This window comes from Wandonia sp., from assembly GCF_984588085.1.
Window position 1 is genome coordinate 5,848 of the sequence record NZ_CFIGVI010000032.1, and the last position, 15,874, is coordinate 21,721.

At 40.6% G+C, this 15,874-nt stretch carries 18 protein-coding genes; 6 read left to right on the forward strand and 12 right to left on the reverse strand.

All coding sequences use genetic code 11. From position 1 onward, the window contains the following. Nucleotides 1-167 precede the first annotated feature (167 nt). Nucleotides 168-1,292 carry a ligand-binding sensor domain-containing protein gene (locus AC4PL9_RS11330; protein WP_491604865.1) on the reverse strand — a complete coding sequence of 375 codons (1,125 nt, stop codon included), beginning with the start codon at nt 1,290-1,292 and terminating at the stop codon, nt 168-170. An 81-nt stretch (nt 1,293-1,373) separates the two neighbouring features. Between AC4PL9_RS11330 and AC4PL9_RS11335 the strand changes: the two genes are divergently transcribed. Next, the gene (locus AC4PL9_RS11335; protein ID WP_491604866.1) at nt 1,374-2,300 is read left to right on the forward strand and encodes a winged helix-turn-helix domain-containing protein; all 927 of its coding nucleotides are present in this window, start codon (nt 1,374-1,376) and stop codon (nt 2,298-2,300) included. Nucleotides 2,301-2,357: 57 nt separating this feature from the next. Here AC4PL9_RS11335 and ffh read toward each other — a convergent pair whose 3' ends face one another. The 7 genes from ffh to AC4PL9_RS11370 form a co-directional block, all read right to left on the reverse strand. Next, on the reverse strand, nt 2,358-3,707 hold the full coding sequence (gene ffh, locus AC4PL9_RS11340) for a signal recognition particle protein (RefSeq protein ID WP_491604867.1): 1,350 nt from the start codon (nt 3,705-3,707) through the stop codon (nt 2,358-2,360). A 101-nt stretch (nt 3,708-3,808) separates the two neighbouring features. Then, on the reverse strand, nt 3,809-4,186 hold the full coding sequence (locus AC4PL9_RS11345; protein WP_491604868.1) for a hypothetical protein: 378 nt from the start codon (nt 4,184-4,186) through the stop codon (nt 3,809-3,811). A gap of 5 nt (nt 4,187-4,191) precedes the next feature. Beyond that, nucleotides 4,192-4,743, reverse strand: coding sequence for an RNA polymerase sigma factor (locus AC4PL9_RS11350; RefSeq protein ID WP_491604869.1), 552 nt, complete (start codon nt 4,741-4,743; stop codon nt 4,192-4,194). After that, nucleotides 4,740-5,102, reverse strand: a complete 363-nt coding sequence (locus AC4PL9_RS11355; RefSeq protein WP_491604870.1) for a DUF6249 domain-containing protein — start codon at nt 5,100-5,102, stop codon at nt 4,740-4,742. Before AC4PL9_RS11355 ends, AC4PL9_RS11350 begins: the two co-directional genes overlap by 4 nt. 81 nt (nt 5,103-5,183) lie before the next feature. Next, nucleotides 5,184-6,452: an adenosylmethionine--8-amino-7-oxononanoate transaminase gene (gene bioA / locus AC4PL9_RS11360; protein WP_491604871.1), complete on the reverse strand. Its 1,269-nt coding sequence runs from the start codon at nt 6,450-6,452 to the stop codon at nt 5,184-5,186. A 26-nt stretch (nt 6,453-6,478) separates the two neighbouring features. Continuing rightward, the gene (gene bioD, locus AC4PL9_RS11365; protein WP_491604872.1) at nt 6,479-7,093 is read right to left on the reverse strand and encodes a dethiobiotin synthase; all 615 of its coding nucleotides are present in this window, start codon (nt 7,091-7,093) and stop codon (nt 6,479-6,481) included. 23 nt (nt 7,094-7,116) lie between these two features. Next, entirely contained in the window at nt 7,117-9,465 is a 2,349-nt protein-coding gene (locus AC4PL9_RS11370; RefSeq protein ID WP_491604873.1) for a TonB-dependent receptor, read from the reverse strand. 82 nt (nt 9,466-9,547) lie between these two features. Between AC4PL9_RS11370 and AC4PL9_RS11375 the strand changes: the two genes are divergently transcribed. The 4 genes from AC4PL9_RS11375 (at nt 9,548) to AC4PL9_RS11390 (ending at nt 13,199) form a co-directional block, all read left to right on the forward strand. Next, nucleotides 9,548-9,979 carry a Fur family transcriptional regulator gene (locus AC4PL9_RS11375; RefSeq protein ID WP_491604874.1) on the forward strand — a complete coding sequence of 144 codons (432 nt, stop codon included), beginning with the start codon at nt 9,548-9,550 and terminating at the stop codon, nt 9,977-9,979. 46 nt (nt 9,980-10,025) lie between these two features. Then, complete coding sequence (gene rlmB / locus AC4PL9_RS11380) at nt 10,026-10,778, forward strand: 23S rRNA (guanosine(2251)-2'-O)-methyltransferase RlmB (RefSeq protein ID WP_491604875.1); 753 nt, start codon at nt 10,026-10,028, stop codon at nt 10,776-10,778. After that, nucleotides 10,762-12,630, forward strand: a complete 1,869-nt coding sequence (locus tag AC4PL9_RS11385) for a glycosyltransferase family 39 protein (RefSeq protein ID WP_491604876.1) — start codon at nt 10,762-10,764, stop codon at nt 12,628-12,630. Before rlmB ends, AC4PL9_RS11385 begins: the two co-directional genes overlap by 17 nt. 101 nt (nt 12,631-12,731) lie before the next feature. After that, nucleotides 12,732-13,199 (forward strand): hypothetical protein, encoded by a 468-nt coding sequence (locus AC4PL9_RS11390; protein ID WP_491604877.1) that lies wholly within the window; start codon nt 12,732-12,734, stop codon nt 13,197-13,199. 19 nt (nt 13,200-13,218) lie between these two features. Here the strand turns inward: AC4PL9_RS11390 and AC4PL9_RS11395 are convergent, their stop codons facing one another. From AC4PL9_RS11395 to upp, 3 genes are read right to left on the reverse strand one after another with little or no spacing between them, the layout of a single operon-like run. Further along, nucleotides 13,219-13,923 carry a YjjG family noncanonical pyrimidine nucleotidase gene (locus AC4PL9_RS11395; protein WP_491604878.1) on the reverse strand — a complete coding sequence of 235 codons (705 nt, stop codon included), beginning with the start codon at nt 13,921-13,923 and terminating at the stop codon, nt 13,219-13,221. Beyond that, the gene (locus AC4PL9_RS11400; RefSeq protein WP_491604879.1) at nt 13,917-14,375 is read right to left on the reverse strand and encodes a hypothetical protein; all 459 of its coding nucleotides are present in this window, start codon (nt 14,373-14,375) and stop codon (nt 13,917-13,919) included. Before AC4PL9_RS11400 ends, AC4PL9_RS11395 begins: the two co-directional genes overlap by 7 nt. Beyond that, nucleotides 14,375-15,028: a uracil phosphoribosyltransferase gene (gene upp / locus AC4PL9_RS11405; RefSeq protein WP_491604880.1), complete on the reverse strand. Its 654-nt coding sequence runs from the start codon at nt 15,026-15,028 to the stop codon at nt 14,375-14,377. Before upp ends, AC4PL9_RS11400 begins: the two co-directional genes overlap by 1 nt. 172 nt (nt 15,029-15,200) lie before the next feature. Between upp and AC4PL9_RS11410 the strand changes: the two genes are divergently transcribed. Further along, nucleotides 15,201-15,608: a hypothetical protein gene (locus AC4PL9_RS11410; protein WP_491604881.1), complete on the forward strand. Its 408-nt coding sequence runs from the start codon at nt 15,201-15,203 to the stop codon at nt 15,606-15,608. Here AC4PL9_RS11410 and AC4PL9_RS11415 read toward each other — a convergent pair. Next, nucleotides 15,605-15,829 carry a Kazal-type serine protease inhibitor family protein gene (locus AC4PL9_RS11415; RefSeq protein ID WP_491604882.1) on the reverse strand — a complete coding sequence of 75 codons (225 nt, stop codon included), beginning with the start codon at nt 15,827-15,829 and terminating at the stop codon, nt 15,605-15,607. The two genes, AC4PL9_RS11410 and AC4PL9_RS11415, sit on opposite strands and share 4 nt — an antisense overlap. Nucleotides 15,830-15,874 lie beyond the last annotated feature (45 nt).

Below are 15,874 nucleotides of genomic sequence, written 5' to 3' on the forward strand. Positions count from 1 at the left end.
AAACCCTCTCAACAAATTAAGGCTTCAAATATATACAAAAATGTTATTGTTATTTCTACCAATATTTTAATTCAGATCATTCCGACCAAAAAATAACAATTCAGAAAATACGTGCGTAATTCGTAACAACAAACACCAAAATCTTCTCAACTGAACCTGATTACTTATTAGTTTTTACAGTTTGTTAAATCGGATCTTCTGACATTAGTAACAGTGTCTCCCTCCAGACGAAATAATCCACCGGATACTCCTATCCACAATTGATTCTTAGCGTCTTTCAATATACCCTGCACACCAAATCCAAACGGCATCAGATCATCCTGATCTACCTGATCAAATAAGGTAAACGACAACTCATTGTATTTATAAATTCCCACCTGATTGACTCCAATCCAAATATGCCCCTCCTTATCTTCGTATAAAACATAACTATCTGAAGCACTTAACCCTTTTACTTCCGGAAAAGTCCTGATTGTCTCTCCATCAAAATAAACAACTCCTCCGGAACCCGTTCTTTTATCCGGATCCGGGTGATCTTTTTCTCCTATTCGTGCTGCGATCCATATATTACCACGCTTATCTTCCAATAGATCCTGAACATTATTTGAGAGTAATCCGTCTTTTTTTGTAAAAAAAGTAAATGCTTCTTTGGCAGAAGGAGAATACCGGCAAACCCCCAGCCCATCTCTCCCGATCCAGATATTTCCTTCATGATCTTCAACAATTCCGGTTACCCATTCATACGTCGAATTGTATTCAGGGAGTTGTAGCTTGGGGGCAGGAAGCTCAAATGTTGTAAACTGTTGCCCATCAAAACGGCTGACCCCTCCCCATGTTCCTACCCATAGCATTCCGGATCGGTCGATCATAAGTTCTGAAACACGATTATGTACCAATCCCTCTTCTGTAGTATAATTGGTAAACGAATTACCATCGTATTTTGAAAGTCCGGCATGTGTTGCCAACCAGATTTGTCCTTTTTTATCCTCAACCATGCCTACCACAATATTGGAAGGTAAACCATTCTCCTGAGAAAAATAGGTCAGTGAATTTCCGTCATAACATACAACTCCTTTCGTCATTGTTCCCATCCAGATATTTCCTTTACTATCCTCAAATAGTTCTACGATATAGTCGGCTATCTGATCTGTATCCCCGGAATTGGAGTTATTCATTTTCAATAGTTTTAGTCCGGATATGCTTTTATTTTTTATGTTTGCATGCAACCGGATACAGGAATTGGCAAGTATACCTGATACAGCCAAAAATAAAATCAACGTTCTTCTTTTCATCTTTTACTATTTTTTGTTGTATCTAAAGTAGAATGTCTTATTTCCGGAGAGCGTTAACTCGTGTAAATTAATGTAAAACCAATGCAAAATTCTTTATCAACCTGTATTTCAAATAAAAAACCAAGAATTACTCTACTGTATCTTACTCTGATTTTCAGTATACCTACCCTTTTCCCTGTACGAGGTTACTCGCAGGCAACCGGTAACGAGGACCATATTCTCGTTGCATTACGCATGATAGGACATGAATTATTACTGGAATCAGGGGATTCTTCGTCCAGGATTTTACCGATAGAGAAGACAGGAAGTAAATATGAAATTAGATTTGAAAATGATTTCCACCTTATTACTGAAAGACTGAGCCATTCGGTAGAACAGGTATTCAAAAAAATGAATATTTCGGAAAGCTATCTGGTGGAGGTACTCGATTGTTCAACCCGTAAAATTGTATACAGTTATGAAATAACTCCCTCTGTATCGACTGATGAAATAGCCTGCAAAGAACGGGATTATCCGAAAGCCTGTTATCAACTCTATTTTTCTTTTACTGACACTTCTTCAGCATATACAACAGCAGCTCCTTCAGAAGAAGAACATGCAGGTAATCGGCAAGCAGGTAGCTCGTATACCTTCTGGATCATTTCCGGTTCGCTTTTGTTATTACTAAGTGTCTTTCTTTTTAGAACAAGGAAGACAAAAACAAATACCGAGACACTTTCTTTCGGTGCTACCCGGTTAGATCTGGTCAATATGACCTTACTATTTGAGAATACCGTTACTAAACTTACCAGTAAGGAAGCAGACCTCCTTGCTGTATTAATCCGCTCTGCTAACGAAACCATAGATCGGGATATATTGCTTCACAAGGTCTGGGGAGATGAAGGAGATTATGAAGGACGCACACTGGACGTTTTTATTTCACGGCTCCGTAAGAAGTTGGAGGCAGATGAGCGTATCCGCATCGTTAATATTCGTGGAGTAGGATACAAACTGGTAGTGAATTCGTAATCCATAAAAAAAGGAGTCAACTTATGACTCCTCTTGTGTTCTCTGTATCAAGATGAATTACATTCCCGGCATTCCGCCCGGCATGTTTTTCATTTGCTTCATCATTTTCATCATTTCCTGTTTGTTCCCCATAACCTTCATCATTTTACGGGTATCATCAAACTGTTTGATCAATTTATTTACTTCCTGAATACTTGTTCCGGAACCTGTCGCAATTCGTTTCTTTCTACTTCCGTTCAACAATGCCGGATTCGATCTTTCCGCAGGGGTCATCGAATGAATAATCGCTTCAATATGTTTGAAAGCATCATCCTCAATATCCACATTTTTCAATGCTTTTCCCATTCCGGGTACCATCCCCAAAAGGTCTTTTACATTCCCCATCTTTTTGATCTGCTGTAACTGCCCCAGAAAGTCATTAAAATCAAACTGATTCTTCTGAATTTTCTTTTGCAGTTTACGAGCCTGTTCTTCATCAAATTGTTCCTGAGCCCGTTCTACCAAAGAAACAACGTCTCCCATCCCGAGAATACGGTCTGCCATACGTTGCGGATAGAAAACATCCAGTGCGTCCATTTTCTCCCCGGTACCAACAAACTTAATTGGTTTGTCAACTACTGCTTTGATAGAAAGCGCCGCACCACCACGGGTATCACCATCCAATTTGGTAAGAACAACACCATCAAAGTCTATGCGATCGTTAAATGCTTTAGCCGTATTGACAGCATCCTGACCCGTCATGGAATCGACCACGAATAAAGTCTCTGTCGGGTTCAAAGCCTTTTTAATGGCTTCGATCTCATTCATCATTTCTGCATCTACAGCAAGACGACCTGCCGTATCGACAATCACAACATTGAATGAATTGCTTTTTGCATACTGCATCGCAGCCTCAGCAATTTTTACCGGGTTTTTCTCTTCTTTATTTGAAAAAACTTCGATTCCCAACTGGTCACCCAAAACATGCAGCTGATCTATCGCGGCCGGACGGTATACGTCACAGGCTACCAAAAGTGGTTTTTTACCCTTTTTGTTTTTCAGGAAATTAGCCAGTTTCCCGGAGAAAGTAGTCTTACCCGACCCTTGTAATCCTGACATCAGGATAATTCCGGGACTTCCCTGAAACTGAAGTTCGGCCTCTGCACCTCCCATCAACTCTACCAATTCTTCATGGCAGATCTTAGTCAAAAGCTGACCGGGAGATATTGAAGTCAATACGTTACGTCCAAGCGCTTTTTCTTTTACAGACTGTGTAAACTCTTTCGCTGTTTTAAAATTCACGTCCGCGTCAAGCAAGGCTCTTCTCACCTCTTTCAGTGTCTCCGCGACATTTATCTCCGTGATCTGTCCGTGTCCTTTAAGAACCTTAAAGGCTCTTTCTATTTTGTCCGTAAGATTTTCAAACATTTCCCTGAATTCAATTTATGGGGCAAAGTTAGTGATTTTGGGAGAAATAACGAAGTTTGTTTTGTCATTGCAGGAAATAATAACCACGCTAATTACTCCTGTCAGATCTTCACTCTTCTCCCTCGTCTTAGGGTTTCCCAAAAAGAAACAAAACAGAAAACAAACAAAAAGAGTGTATAAGGCATAATCTCAATAAAAAAGTTACCAATACGTCTGCTTTCCGACTCACTGATTAATTTTATCTCCAGATCCGGGATCTGAACCGGCAAACTCAAAGAAATAGCATACCCAATCACCAAAGCCAGCGGAAGCCCTATAATAGCAAATACAATCAGATACACCCAAAGCCCGGCTCGCTCCGGTTGCTTCCGGGAAACCCGCTCTCTTTCTTCAATTTTCTTCAAAACGCTTTCTGTAAAATCAGCACTCGTTTCCTGAACAAAGCTTTCCCGAAAACTTGTTTTCAATTCTTCTTTCATGTTTACTAATTCAGGAGTTCAACATATTTTTTCTCAATAACCTCCGCCAGTTTTTTACGGGCGCGATGCAGTTTTACTTTAACATTTGCTTTGGAAAGTCCTGTTGTCTCTACCATTTCTTCGACCGAATATTCTTCCAGGTAAAATAAAGTCAGGATGATCGCATCCATTTTCTCAAGTTCTCCAAGGGCTTTCTTGATACTTTCTCCCCGTTCTTTTACTGACAACCGATCAAAACCATCTAAACCGGTTTCGATTTCGATAAAATTGTCATTAAACTGAACCTTTTCGTAGGGCTTTTTCTCTCTTAGTTTCGTATAAGCAGCGTTTATAACAATCCGGTACAACCATGTTGTGAATCTGGATTCTTTACGAAACCCGGAAAGCGCAGTGTATACTTTCAAAAAAGCATCCTGCGCTACCTCTTCCGCCAGATTTTCACTCTTTGTTATTCGAAGTGCCAGAGAGAAAGCCATGTCCTTATGATTGTTTACCAGAATAGTAAATGCATGCCTCTCTCCTTTTAAAACCCGATCAATAAGTTCCGAGTCTGTCAATTATTCAATTTTTTATTGTCGTATTTACGTTGAATAAGTAAGGCAACTCCTGCAAAAAGAAAAGCACAGGTCATATAGGCAAGCGTATTATCTATAGGTATGAGTAATGTCAAAGCATGCCCCACCAACAAACCAACTCCGGCTCCAATCCACAGGTATGGATTACTTCCCGAACCTGAGTTGGCTTCCGATTTACTTTTAGCTTCGTACACTGATTTGATCTCTTCGGGAGAAAATCCTTTCTCCAACATCGCTAATTTCTCTTTTGTCTTTTGTGTTCTGTTCAAATAGACAATTCCAAAAGCCATTGCCATTGCTGCAAACGGGATTAACAATGCCAAAATTCCTTCAATTTCCATTTTTGTTGTTTTTTATTGTTTCTGCCTCTTTGACAACAGGAAATAAAAAGAGGTTACAAATTTTCTTACTTTTTTGAAAATTTACTGAAAATCAATCAAGGCAGCAAAACATTTCTCTAGTTGATCATCTGTTATACAATAGGGCGGATTAAAAAAGACAACATTCCCCAAGGGGCGACACAAGATTCCCTGATCCAGAAAGTGTTGATAGACTTGATCACGTACAGAGGCAAAATATCCCGTTTGTTCCGGCACAACCAGTTCTACGGCTAAAATGGTTCCCCGCACACGTATATTTGTGAATCCGGAATGAGTGGAAAGCCGGGTAGCAAAATCATTCATTTTCCCGGCTACTCTTTGGACATTTTCTTTGGATTCGTCGGTTTCAAAAATATCCATACTCGCACAGGCAACCGCACATGCCAATGGATTCCCTGTATATGAATGACCATGCAACAGTGCTTTCAATTTATCTTCCGATAAAAATGCAGTATAAATCTCTTCGGTTGCAATGGTAAGCCCCAAAGGCATCACTCCACCGGTCAACCCCTTTGATACACACGTGATATCCGGCAATTCTGTACAGTATTCCATGGCGAACATTTTTCCTGTCCGTCCCCAACCGGTCATGATTTCATCAAAAATAATCTTTGCTCCCTTTTTTCTGAAAATTCTGACTAACTCATCCAACACCTCTTCGGAATACATTCTCATTCCGGCCGACCCCTGCACCAAAGGCTCGACTATCAAACCTGCAATTTCTCCCGAATCCGCTAACTCGTTCGCTCTTCGAATCACCTCATCCGTATTCGTTCCATCCGGAAAAGGAAGAAAGTCTACATCAAAAAAGAAATGTTCAAACGGTTCGTTAAAGTATCCTCTTTGCCCTATTGACATCGCCCCGAATGTATCACCGTGATAAGCTCCTTCCAATGCTACTATTCTGCGTTTGGGTTGCCCCTGGTTGTGCCAAAACTGGAACACCATCTTCAGAGCTACTTCAATTGCTGTCGAACCATCATCCGAGAAAAATACTTTTGAAAAATTGCCCGGCAGCAACTTACAGATTCGTTCGGAGAGTTCAATTCCCTTGGGATGGGTTGCTCCCGCAAAAATAATGTGATCGATTTCATCAAATTGCTCTTGTAACGCTTTTTTTAACTCGGGACGTCCATGGCCATGCACATTCACCCACCAGGATGAGTTCACGTCGATATATTCCTTTCCGCCTTCATCTGTCAATATCGCATCTTTAGCTCCCACCACCACAATAGGATCGGGAGCTGTTTGCATTTGCGTAAACGGATGCCAAACGTATTTTTTATCTCTTGCCAGTAAATCAGTGCTCATATTTTCTGAATCTTTTATTATCCGAATCAGGACAGGTTTAATTTTTTTGCCTCGGCTTTAATAAAGTCCGGGGTCAGTTCATCCACAACCGGAATCCTTCCCAAAACAGGGACTTGCGTATGTTGTTCTATGATTGATTCCGTATCTGTATTTTCCGCCCCTACGAAAATAATCCCCGCTACAGGAACCTCCAGCTGTTTCAATTGCGCTACAGTTAATAACGTGTGGTTGATACTTCCCAGATAATGTCGGGAAACGATGATAACCGGAACTTTAAGTGTTTTAATCCAATCTGCAAATAAGAAATCTTTTGTTATCGGTACCATTAATCCTCCCGCTCCCTCAACAACAAGATTTCCTGTGACATCCGGAAGTAATAACCGGGAAACATCAATTTCGCTGTTTTCCATTTCTGCTGCAAGGTGCGGAGATACCGGAGCTTCATAGATATATTCCTCCGGAAGTGTTTTGACCGCATCGGAGCACAAGGCTTCTATCGTTTTACGATCCGTCCCTTCTACCGAACCTGATTGTATGGGTTTCCAATACGTTGCTTTCAGTGCTTCAGAAACAATCGCTGAGACAACCGTTTTTCCAACATCTGTACCTATTCCGGTAATAAAATATACTTTCGAATCCATCCTTCAAAGGTATGGACAATTCATTAAAAAGCGAATTCAAGTGGAAAACGAACCGAACCAACCAAATTGAATCCCTGTTCAGTCAGATCCAGAATCCTGTATCGACTTAAATGCCTGTAATAGGGGGTATTCAATATATTTCGGAATCCCAGTGAGACAATCACTTTTTGCTTTTTCGTCAGTTGAATAGTTGCTCCGATATCAGCATTTAGCAGAAAAAACCCTGGAGTCGTTTTCTCGTTTACGTCCACCTTATTTTGTGCAGTAACTCCTGTAACGTGGGGTTTAAAAAATAGTTTTTCTAATCTACCTTTCATTTCCATAATAAAATCAAATTCCAACGTGACTTCAAACGGGGGGATGAAAGGCAGATTCCTGTAAGAATTCAGGTTATACCCATATACATATTGTGTTTTTGCTGCTATATGCCACCATTTCCACGGATGATATTCTACCAATAACTCTCCCCCGGTAAGAAAGGCATCTGCCTGCGTGTATTTATATAACTGTCCGGCATCGGGTAAGGGGGAAAAAGCTCCGGAAGCTCTCAGAAAAATAAAATTCTGGTAATAGTTGAAAAAAGGAGATAACGTCAGTAAAAAAGTATTGGTGTGAAACTCATAACTCAGGTCGAACTGATATCCGTTTTCTGTTTGAAGGTTTGCGTCTCCCTGCTCATGGCGAAAAGTTCCGTGATGCACCCCGTTAACCGCCAATTCAACCGCTCTTGGAAACCGATAGGTTTTTCCAAAGTTGAATTTGATGTTGGAATTGTGATTGGGATGATAACTAAATCCGGCCTGTGCACCTCCATTGAAGAAAAAACGGTCGATATCCGGAGAAAGCAGATTTTCTCCCACGACATTCAAATCCTGATCATATACCGGTTTGCGGTATTCTTCCGAGATAACTTTTGCCACATCTCCCCGAATTCCAAAGTTGGTCGCCCATTTTTTCGTAAAGTTATGTTCTAATAAAACAAATACACCTCCTTCGGCTGATCGATAATTCGGAATCAGGTATTCGAATCCGTCAATTTTGTTTTCCTGATACAGTAAACTCAGACCATAAGTAAGTTTTGTTGCAACATTGAAGGTCGTTTTTACAGAAGTACGCAACTGATAGGTTTCCAATAAAAACCGATGTGCTGTATCTGATGTAATTGCCGGGGAATATCCATGAAAATGCGCCATTGATTTCTCCAGTCGATTATTTCTTTGGTATCCGGCATCAACCGAAATCAGGTTTCTACGCACCCGAAACTGCCCGTGACCATCCACTTTTGTGTGAACCACATGTTGAGCAGGTAACTCAATATTCCGATAATCATCTTCGTGCCCCAATCCGTATGCCTGCGGAATTCCGATAGCCCCACTGAACAATCCCTGCTTCAGGCGGTATTGACTTGCCTTGACAAAAACCTTTCCCCAATCTCCTTTGTACCCTACTACCCCGGAAAAATTCAATTCATTTCCTGCGGTATTTTTTAATCGCTCTTCGTAAACCGGTAAACGAAACGTATTGTAGTTAAACGAATCCGAACGAATTGTCATATCACCGTAATCTTTATAGCTGGAACGCAAACTAAAAAAGATATTCTTTTTTGTCCCTTTGATCCCTATGGAGCCAAAGCCTGTTCCGTTATTTGTTTTTCCACCTCCCAACAGATCAATATTTATCTGCCCTTCAGGTGTCCATACCTCTGGTAATACGTGAATAACACCTCCCATTGCATCCGGTCCGAAAACAACTGAAGCAGGGCCTTTGATCACTTCCAGACGCTCAATGCCGTACTGATCCATTTCCAATCCATGGTCATTTCCCCACTGCTGCCCTTCCTGACGCAAACCGGCATCCGCAACCTGTATTCGCAAACCGGACAATCCCCGTATAACAGGTTTTGCAATCCCAACTCCCACGTTAATCGCAGAAACCCCCGGAATTGACTCCAGATTCTCGGCGAAACTTCCCGCGTTCGATAACAATATGGCATCACGATCCACCCCTGTGATTGTGATAGATGCATTCCTGTCCGAGGAACTCACCATGTCGTGCTGTACAATTGCTTCCTTCAGTTCGATAGAGGTCAGGTGCATATAAACCGTATATTCTGTCTGCTTTTCCAGATCAATATCCATTTCGACTGTCTCGTACCCCAAAGAAGTAATATGCAGGTGATGAGTCGGGTGTTGCACCTCTATTTCCAATGTACCTTCTGCCAGATAATGTTTCCGGTGGTCTTCAACCAACTCCACTTTTGCACCCGGAATTAAACCATGATCCTCCTCTGACCTGACTTCAAGTTTCAGAGAATACGTCTGCCCTGCGACAGAGAAAGAAAGTAGCAGTAAAAAGAATACCAGTATCTTCATTATATGCAATCCTGTTGCAAATATAGAGATAATTTTAGAGGTTGCGGGATTACGCTTTGGTTAATTTTCGCTAATTTTGAGCATGGATTTGGCACATCGGCTTAAAGAAAAAGGCTTACGCATCACAGATGGAAGAATTTCGATTCTGGATTTCTTTCAGAAGAACCCCGGTCTGGGTCTTTCTATCCACGATTTACTGGGAGAATTTTCAGGAGACCTGGATAAGGTAACTTTATACCGTACTCTGCATTCATTTGAAGAAAAGGGGCTGATACACAAGGTCATTGATGAAACCGGACTGGAGCGTTATGCGTTATGCGAAGATCATTGTCACGACGACCATGGACACAACCATGAGCACATTCATTTTAAGTGTGTTAAATGTCAAAAGACAGAGTGTTTGGATGACAGTAATCAACCCAAAGTTTCCCTTCCTGCCGGTTATTCGCAAAAGGAAGCCAATTTCCTGATTTTGGGAGAATGTGCCCGCTGCAATGAAAAAGCAGGTAAATAACCTCGTTTCGTTCCAATTACTTACTTTTGATTTATAGATTATCCAGATGAAAGAAAATACAGATTATATTTTCGGTGTACGTGCCGTTATTGAAGCTATCCGAGCAGGGAAGGAATTGAATAAAATACTTATTCAAAAAGGAATGAACAAGGAACTCTTCAACGAGTTGAAAGCAATACTGAAAGGTAAAGATTATAATCTTCAGTTTGTTCCGGTTGAAAAGCTCAATAAGGTAACTGCTAATAACCATCAGGGAGTAGTTGCATTCATATCTCCGGTTTCGTATTACAAAACAGTTGATATTGTTGAGTCACTGCTCGAAGAGAAAAAAACACCTAATTTACTGGTACTTGATCGCATTACGGATGTACGAAATTTCGGAGCAATTGCACGCTCAGCTGAATGTCTGGGTGTTCACGCTATTATTATCCCGGCTCGCGGATCGGTACAAATTACGCCGGATGCAATTAAAACGTCTGCCGGTGCATTAAATAGAATTCCTGTATGTCGTGAAGATCACTTGCAGGATGTTCTCCTTATGCTTCAACAATACGATTTTAAGATCGTGGCCTGTACGGAGAAAACTGAAGGTCTTCTTCCCGATACTGACCTCACAGGAGCAACAGCAATTGTAATGGGATCTGAAGAAAACGGAATTTCTCCCGAAGTCATGAAATACTGCAACAAAAGAGCTAAAATTCCGTTATTCGGAGCGATATCTTCTTTTAACGTGAGTGTAGCGGCAGGTATCGTACTCTACGAAAAAGCAATGCAGCAAAATCATGCAAAACAAGCTTAAAGATACATTTAGGGAACACTACGGTTTCTTTATCATTTTCTCAGTCGGAATTATTCTCCGACTGATTTTTCTACTTACCCAGGGAATGTCTCATGACGAACTAAGCGCCTGGAACCGGACAAATGTTCATGACTTTAGTGAACTTATTTCCGTTGGTGTAGGTGGAGATATGCACCCCGCTTTCTTTCAGATTCTGTTAACCTACTGGGTTCACTGGTTTGGAGACTCAGCGTTTGTATTTCGTCTGCCTGCCGTGCTATTTGGTCTTGGCGGAATCGCTTTGTTGTACAAAACCGGAATTCGTTTTTTTTCAAAGCAAGCTGCTTTACTGGCTGTTGCAGGACTTTCAATTTTTGTATTCCCGATTCTGCATACTTCGCTTAGCCGGCCGTATGCCCCCGGATTTTTCTTTATCACGCTACTCGTTTATGGCATTCTTGATTACAGAAATCAAACTGAAAAAACGATTTATTTCAAAGGATTACTGCTTATTTTCATTGGACTTACGGGGTCGATGTACTCGCATTATTATGCCTTTGTTTGTGCAGCCATCATTTCCTTTATCGCCCTGTTTTATCTCAATAAAAAACAACTAACAGGGTTTATCATCACAGGGATACTCGCACTCATTGCTTTCATTCCTCATATTGATCTGACACTGCACCATTTTTCAAAAGGAGGTCTGGGTTGGTTAGGGAAACCCGGATCATTTTGGCTTTTTGAATTCTTCAAACTGTACTTCAACGATTCACAGCTTTTGTTCATCCTGATTGCCGGGGGAATTTCTTTTGCTTATTATGCCCATAAACGGACAATAGATAAGCTAACAGCTTTTCCTCTGTTGATTTTCTTTGGCATTTACTTTGCAGGACACGCTGTATCTATTCTTTACACTCCTATTTTGAGAGAACCCGGACAACTCTTTACCATCGGTTTTCTGTTTCTTGGGCTTGGACACATGCTAAGTTCTATTGATTTACAGAAATATACCCGCTTATTGGTACTTGTTTGTGTTTTACTTTCCATACACTCACTGACGTTAGGCAAATTGACCCGTCCGGTTCACTTTGAACCTTTCCGGGAAGTTGCCGGACTCATCTCCGAATATGACCAACAGATTGACCCGGACAAGATGATACGACTGGTGAATGTTACCAATACAAATTACCTGAATTACTACGGTCGGGCAGAAAATATGTCGCAGGATTTCGAAATGACACTGATCGAAGAGACAGAGGAAATATACCATCTATCCGATTTGATTCAAAATGCGGAGAAAGAAGAATATGTCATGTTGGCTCGTGTAAACCGACGTCATCACCCTGTTTTATATGAAATCATTCGTAGAAAATATCCGAAAGTCGTCCGGCACGAGGATTTCTTTAATGCTGATTTTTCTGTCTGGGAAAAAGCTCCGGGATTTAACCGAAAATTTGAACATGATTATAGCTTATCCAACTCTCCGGAGCTTTTTACACAATGGAAGAAAGATACCTTATCCGAAGAGTTTTTCGGAGATATTCGCATACCGGTAAAGCAGCTCAGACAACCGGGGACTTATATTCTTGTAGAAGCTAAAGGATGGCATGATAGTGCGACGACTTCACTTCCTTTCGTCGCTGTACTGGAAAATCAGGGTGAAATGCGTATCAAGGATGAACAACCTTTATACTATCAGGCCTGGGATCAGGTACGACTGGAAACTAAACAGTCAGGTTCTTTCTTTATCGCATTCGAAATTCCGGAAACAGCAAGAGAAAACGACGAAATTCATCTGTACTTTTGGAATCCCGAAAAGAAACCTCTTTTTGTCCATCCCCCGCATATTTACGTCGTCAACCCGAACTATTAATTGTTCCTGCTTTTTAAAATTATAATTGTGATTTTTTTCGCGTAAATTGCTGTAATACTAAAATACATCTGTACTTTCGATGTTCTGAAAAACCGTTTTATATGTTACCAATTCGCGTATTTAGCTCTACTTTGCTCTTTTTATTTCTGTATCCGATTGCATTCGGTCAACAACTTCCCAAAAAAGCGGACAAATTAGTGGGAACATGGAGTTATGTCAATAACAAAGGATTTGAGGTTTGGGAAAAAAGTAAGAACCCTAATGAATTAACAGGTACCGGTTACCTGATCTCCGATAACGGAGATACGACGAAACATGAAGATTTACGCCTTGTTTATACAGGGAAACGATTTGTTTACTCTGCCCGTGTTTACAGTCAGAATCAGGGTAAGGAAATTGCTTTTCAGTCCAAAGGGAAAAAGTTCTTTTTTGAAAATCCGTCACATGACTTTCCCCGGGCTATTCGTTATAAGTTCAACTGTTTTAATAGGAAAAAGCTGGATGTTTATCTGTTTCATCCTCACAAGAACAAGTTACCTCTGAAAATATCTCTGGTAAAAACTGAGTAAAAACAGCCCCCCGGTTTCTTTATAGCGCAATCCCCAGAACAAGGGAAGGCAGCTCTCCCAAATGCTTTATTCTCTCCATCGAAGGATGTGGTTGATAGTGTTCATTCGGATCAAATAGAATACCTCGTATTCCGACCTGATTTGCTCCTAACACATCAATTTCAGGATGATCACCGATCATCATAGATGCAGCTGCAGTTGCTCCTGATTTTTTCATCGCCACCCGAAAGATTTCCGGATCAGGCTTATTCACTCCTATCTGATCCGAACAGATGATAATATCAAAGAAGTTTTCCAGACCACAATTACTCAGTTTTCGGTGCTGAACTTCTGAAAATCCATTCGTTATGATGTGTAATTTTTTTCCCAGGCCTTTTAACTCTTCCAACATATCATGTGTTCCTGGAAAAGTAGCTGTTAACTCAGGACAGAAATCAATATAACGATCACAATATTCTGTTGCCAGTTTCTGGTTATCGACTCCGTGTAGTTTCAATGCGTCATCAAATCGCTTTACCCTCAGGGATTCTTTGGAGATTTTACCCTGACGGTATAAATCCCACATTTCTTCATTAATCCGAATGTAATCCTTTACAAAATTATCTCTTGATTCAATTGTAGTATCCAACCCCAACTCTTCAAAAACAACGCGTAATGCCGTATCCGAATTTGTATCAAAATCCCAGAGTGTTCTGTCCAGGTCAAAGAAAATATCTGTTACCATAACCAATAAACTATCGAAGTTGTAATCAGTGCATTTTTTGCAAGTCCGAGAAGAATCAAAGGAAGTGTCTTTGGATTTCTTCCGTAAAATTTTGTTGTAATAATCGTTCCTATAGGAACGCTAAGAAAAAAGGGAGCATAAAAAGAAATTCCGTAGATCCCGATTGTTCTTTTTACTCTCACGACCATCTTATTCACAAAAGTAAATTTCCGTGGGTCTACATATACTTCATCATTATAAATCGCCTCTAATCGTTTTCTCGTTCTTTTCTCAGCAGCTCTTCTCATAAAAAAACCGGCAAGAAAATAAAAAAACACGGCTGTGCCTGCTGCTCCGAGATACGTAACAATATAAGTTTCTAAAAAAGTTAACCCCACTCCCCTACCATATATAGGGGCAAACATGAATTTAAAAGTAGATAACCCGGCAAGGGTTATGTAATGTATCCACATTATGCCTGCAATTTTTCTCCGAATGCAAGATCTCCTGCGTCTCCTAATCCCGGAACGATATAAGACTGTGCCGTAAGTTCCGTATCAATTCCTCCTACCCAGATGCATGCAGTATCCGGCAGATGTCTTCTTGTGTAATCAATTGCTTCTTGTGTAGCGATAGCTGTTACAATATGAACCGATCTTGGCGTTCCGTTCATCAATAGTGATTTATAGACCATCACCATAGAGCTACCCGTTGCTAACATCGGATCACAAATAATCAGGTCCCGTTTATCAATCGCCGGGCACGCCATATACTCAACCTTAATATCGTAGTCCTCCGAGTTCTTGTGCTTTCTGTAAGCTGAAACAAAAGCTGAATCCGATCTGTCAAAATAATTTAGAACTCCTTGGTGCATGGGTAATCCCGCTCGTAAAATAGAAGCTATAAGCGGCTGTTCACGGATTACTTTCATTTCTTTTTGTCCCAAAGGAGTCGTAACCATTTTATCTTCCATTGGTAGTTTTTTAGACAGCTCATACGCTAAAACTTCTCCGATACGCTCCAGATTCCTTCTGAATCGCATGGGGTCTTGCTGAATGCGCTCATCACGTAATTCCGCTACAAACGTATTAAAAACCCCTCCGTGTTGTGACAAATCGTAAACCATAGCATAAAGATAGTGAAAGTCAGTTTAGGCTGTGCGGATTGATTTTATATTTTTTTAATCAGCCTCTACCCCTTTTGAGGTATTTTCCCTAAAAATAACTTACCTCACTGGCTTCGCATTTCAGAATTACTTATTCTTGTATCCGGTTATGATTTCTTAAAACAACCTTTTTATGAATAAGTATTTATCCTATGTTATTTTCGCACTAAGTGCGGCTCTCGGACTTTTTTTTATTTACAAAGGAGTGAACAAGCACTTTTTATCAGAGTGTAAAGTTTACGGACCTGACAGTACACTTCCTTTGGAATACCGAAATGTTATTTCCGCTCTTTGTCAATCAGGATTCACTAAAATCATTGGTTTCCTTGAGGTATTTTCGGGCATATTACTTCTTATCCCACGCACACGTCTGGCGGGAGGAATTCTTTTAATGCCGGTTATCCTTACAATATTCCTGCTACATGCGTTTCTTGACAATCGTCCGCACGAACTGGTTGAAACGGGAATTCCGTTGGCGGTTACACTATTGGTGATCCTCTATCATTACCCGAAATGGAAAAGTATTCTGGGGAAAAATTAAGGACATTCTCCCTGCGTGTACTCTGTTATACCATGACACTGGGCTGAACAGGCGTTTCCGTATGTTTTACCATTACATCCGCAAACGGGATTATACTCCATTGTACAGATGCAATCCTCTTTCAGTTTTTCTACACATTCGGCAGAAGTTTCTTTTTCTTTCGAATTGCCACAGGACAAAACCAGTGCCACCGGTAAAAGGAAAAAAATGCTTTTTATCATGTTCAGCTTTTTTTTGAATCAGAATTAAAAATACGCTTTTTATTT

What these genes read in the sequence shown, in the direction of transcription:
- upp (WP_491604880.1), bottom strand. Translation starts at nt 15,028, where the DNA reads ATGGTTTACGATTTGTCACAACACGGAGGGGTTTTTAATACGTTTGTA.
- AC4PL9_RS11385 (WP_491604876.1), top strand. Translation starts at nt 10,762, where the DNA reads ATGCAAAACAAGCTTAAAGATACATTTAGGGAACACTACGGTTTCTTT.
- AC4PL9_RS11355 (WP_491604870.1), bottom strand. Translation starts at nt 5,102, where the DNA reads ATGGAAATTGAAGGAATTTTGGCATTGTTAATCCCGTTTGCAGCAATG.
- AC4PL9_RS11400 (WP_491604879.1), bottom strand. Translation starts at nt 14,375, where the DNA reads ATGTGGATACATTACATAACCCTTGCCGGGTTATCTACTTTTAAATTC.
- AC4PL9_RS11335 (WP_491604866.1), top strand. Translation starts at nt 1,374, where the DNA reads ATGCAAAATTCTTTATCAACCTGTATTTCAAATAAAAAACCAAGAATT.
- AC4PL9_RS11390 (WP_491604877.1), top strand. Translation starts at nt 12,732, where the DNA reads ATGTTACCAATTCGCGTATTTAGCTCTACTTTGCTCTTTTTATTTCTG.
- AC4PL9_RS11345 (WP_491604868.1), bottom strand. Translation starts at nt 4,186, where the DNA reads ATGAAAGAAGAATTGAAAACAAGTTTTCGGGAAAGCTTTGTTCAGGAA.
- bioA (WP_491604871.1), bottom strand. Translation starts at nt 6,452, where the DNA reads ATGAGCACTGATTTACTGGCAAGAGATAAAAAATACGTTTGGCATCCG.
- bioD (WP_491604872.1), bottom strand. Translation starts at nt 7,093, where the DNA reads ATGGATTCGAAAGTATATTTTATTACCGGAATAGGTACAGATGTTGGA.
- AC4PL9_RS11395 (WP_491604878.1), bottom strand. Translation starts at nt 13,923, where the DNA reads ATGGTAACAGATATTTTCTTTGACCTGGACAGAACACTCTGGGATTTT.
- AC4PL9_RS11415 (WP_491604882.1), bottom strand. Translation starts at nt 15,829, where the DNA reads ATGATAAAAAGCATTTTTTTCCTTTTACCGGTGGCACTGGTTTTGTCC.
- ffh (WP_491604867.1), bottom strand. Translation starts at nt 3,707, where the DNA reads ATGTTTGAAAATCTTACGGACAAAATAGAAAGAGCCTTTAAGGTTCTT.
- AC4PL9_RS11375 (WP_491604874.1), top strand. Translation starts at nt 9,548, where the DNA reads ATGGATTTGGCACATCGGCTTAAAGAAAAAGGCTTACGCATCACAGAT.
- AC4PL9_RS11410 (WP_491604881.1), top strand. Translation starts at nt 15,201, where the DNA reads ATGAATAAGTATTTATCCTATGTTATTTTCGCACTAAGTGCGGCTCTC.
- AC4PL9_RS11330 (WP_491604865.1), bottom strand. Translation starts at nt 1,292, where the DNA reads ATGAAAAGAAGAACGTTGATTTTATTTTTGGCTGTATCAGGTATACTT.
- rlmB (WP_491604875.1), top strand. Translation starts at nt 10,026, where the DNA reads ATGAAAGAAAATACAGATTATATTTTCGGTGTACGTGCCGTTATTGAA.
- AC4PL9_RS11370 (WP_491604873.1), bottom strand. Translation starts at nt 9,465, where the DNA reads ATGAAGATACTGGTATTCTTTTTACTGCTACTTTCTTTCTCTGTCGCA.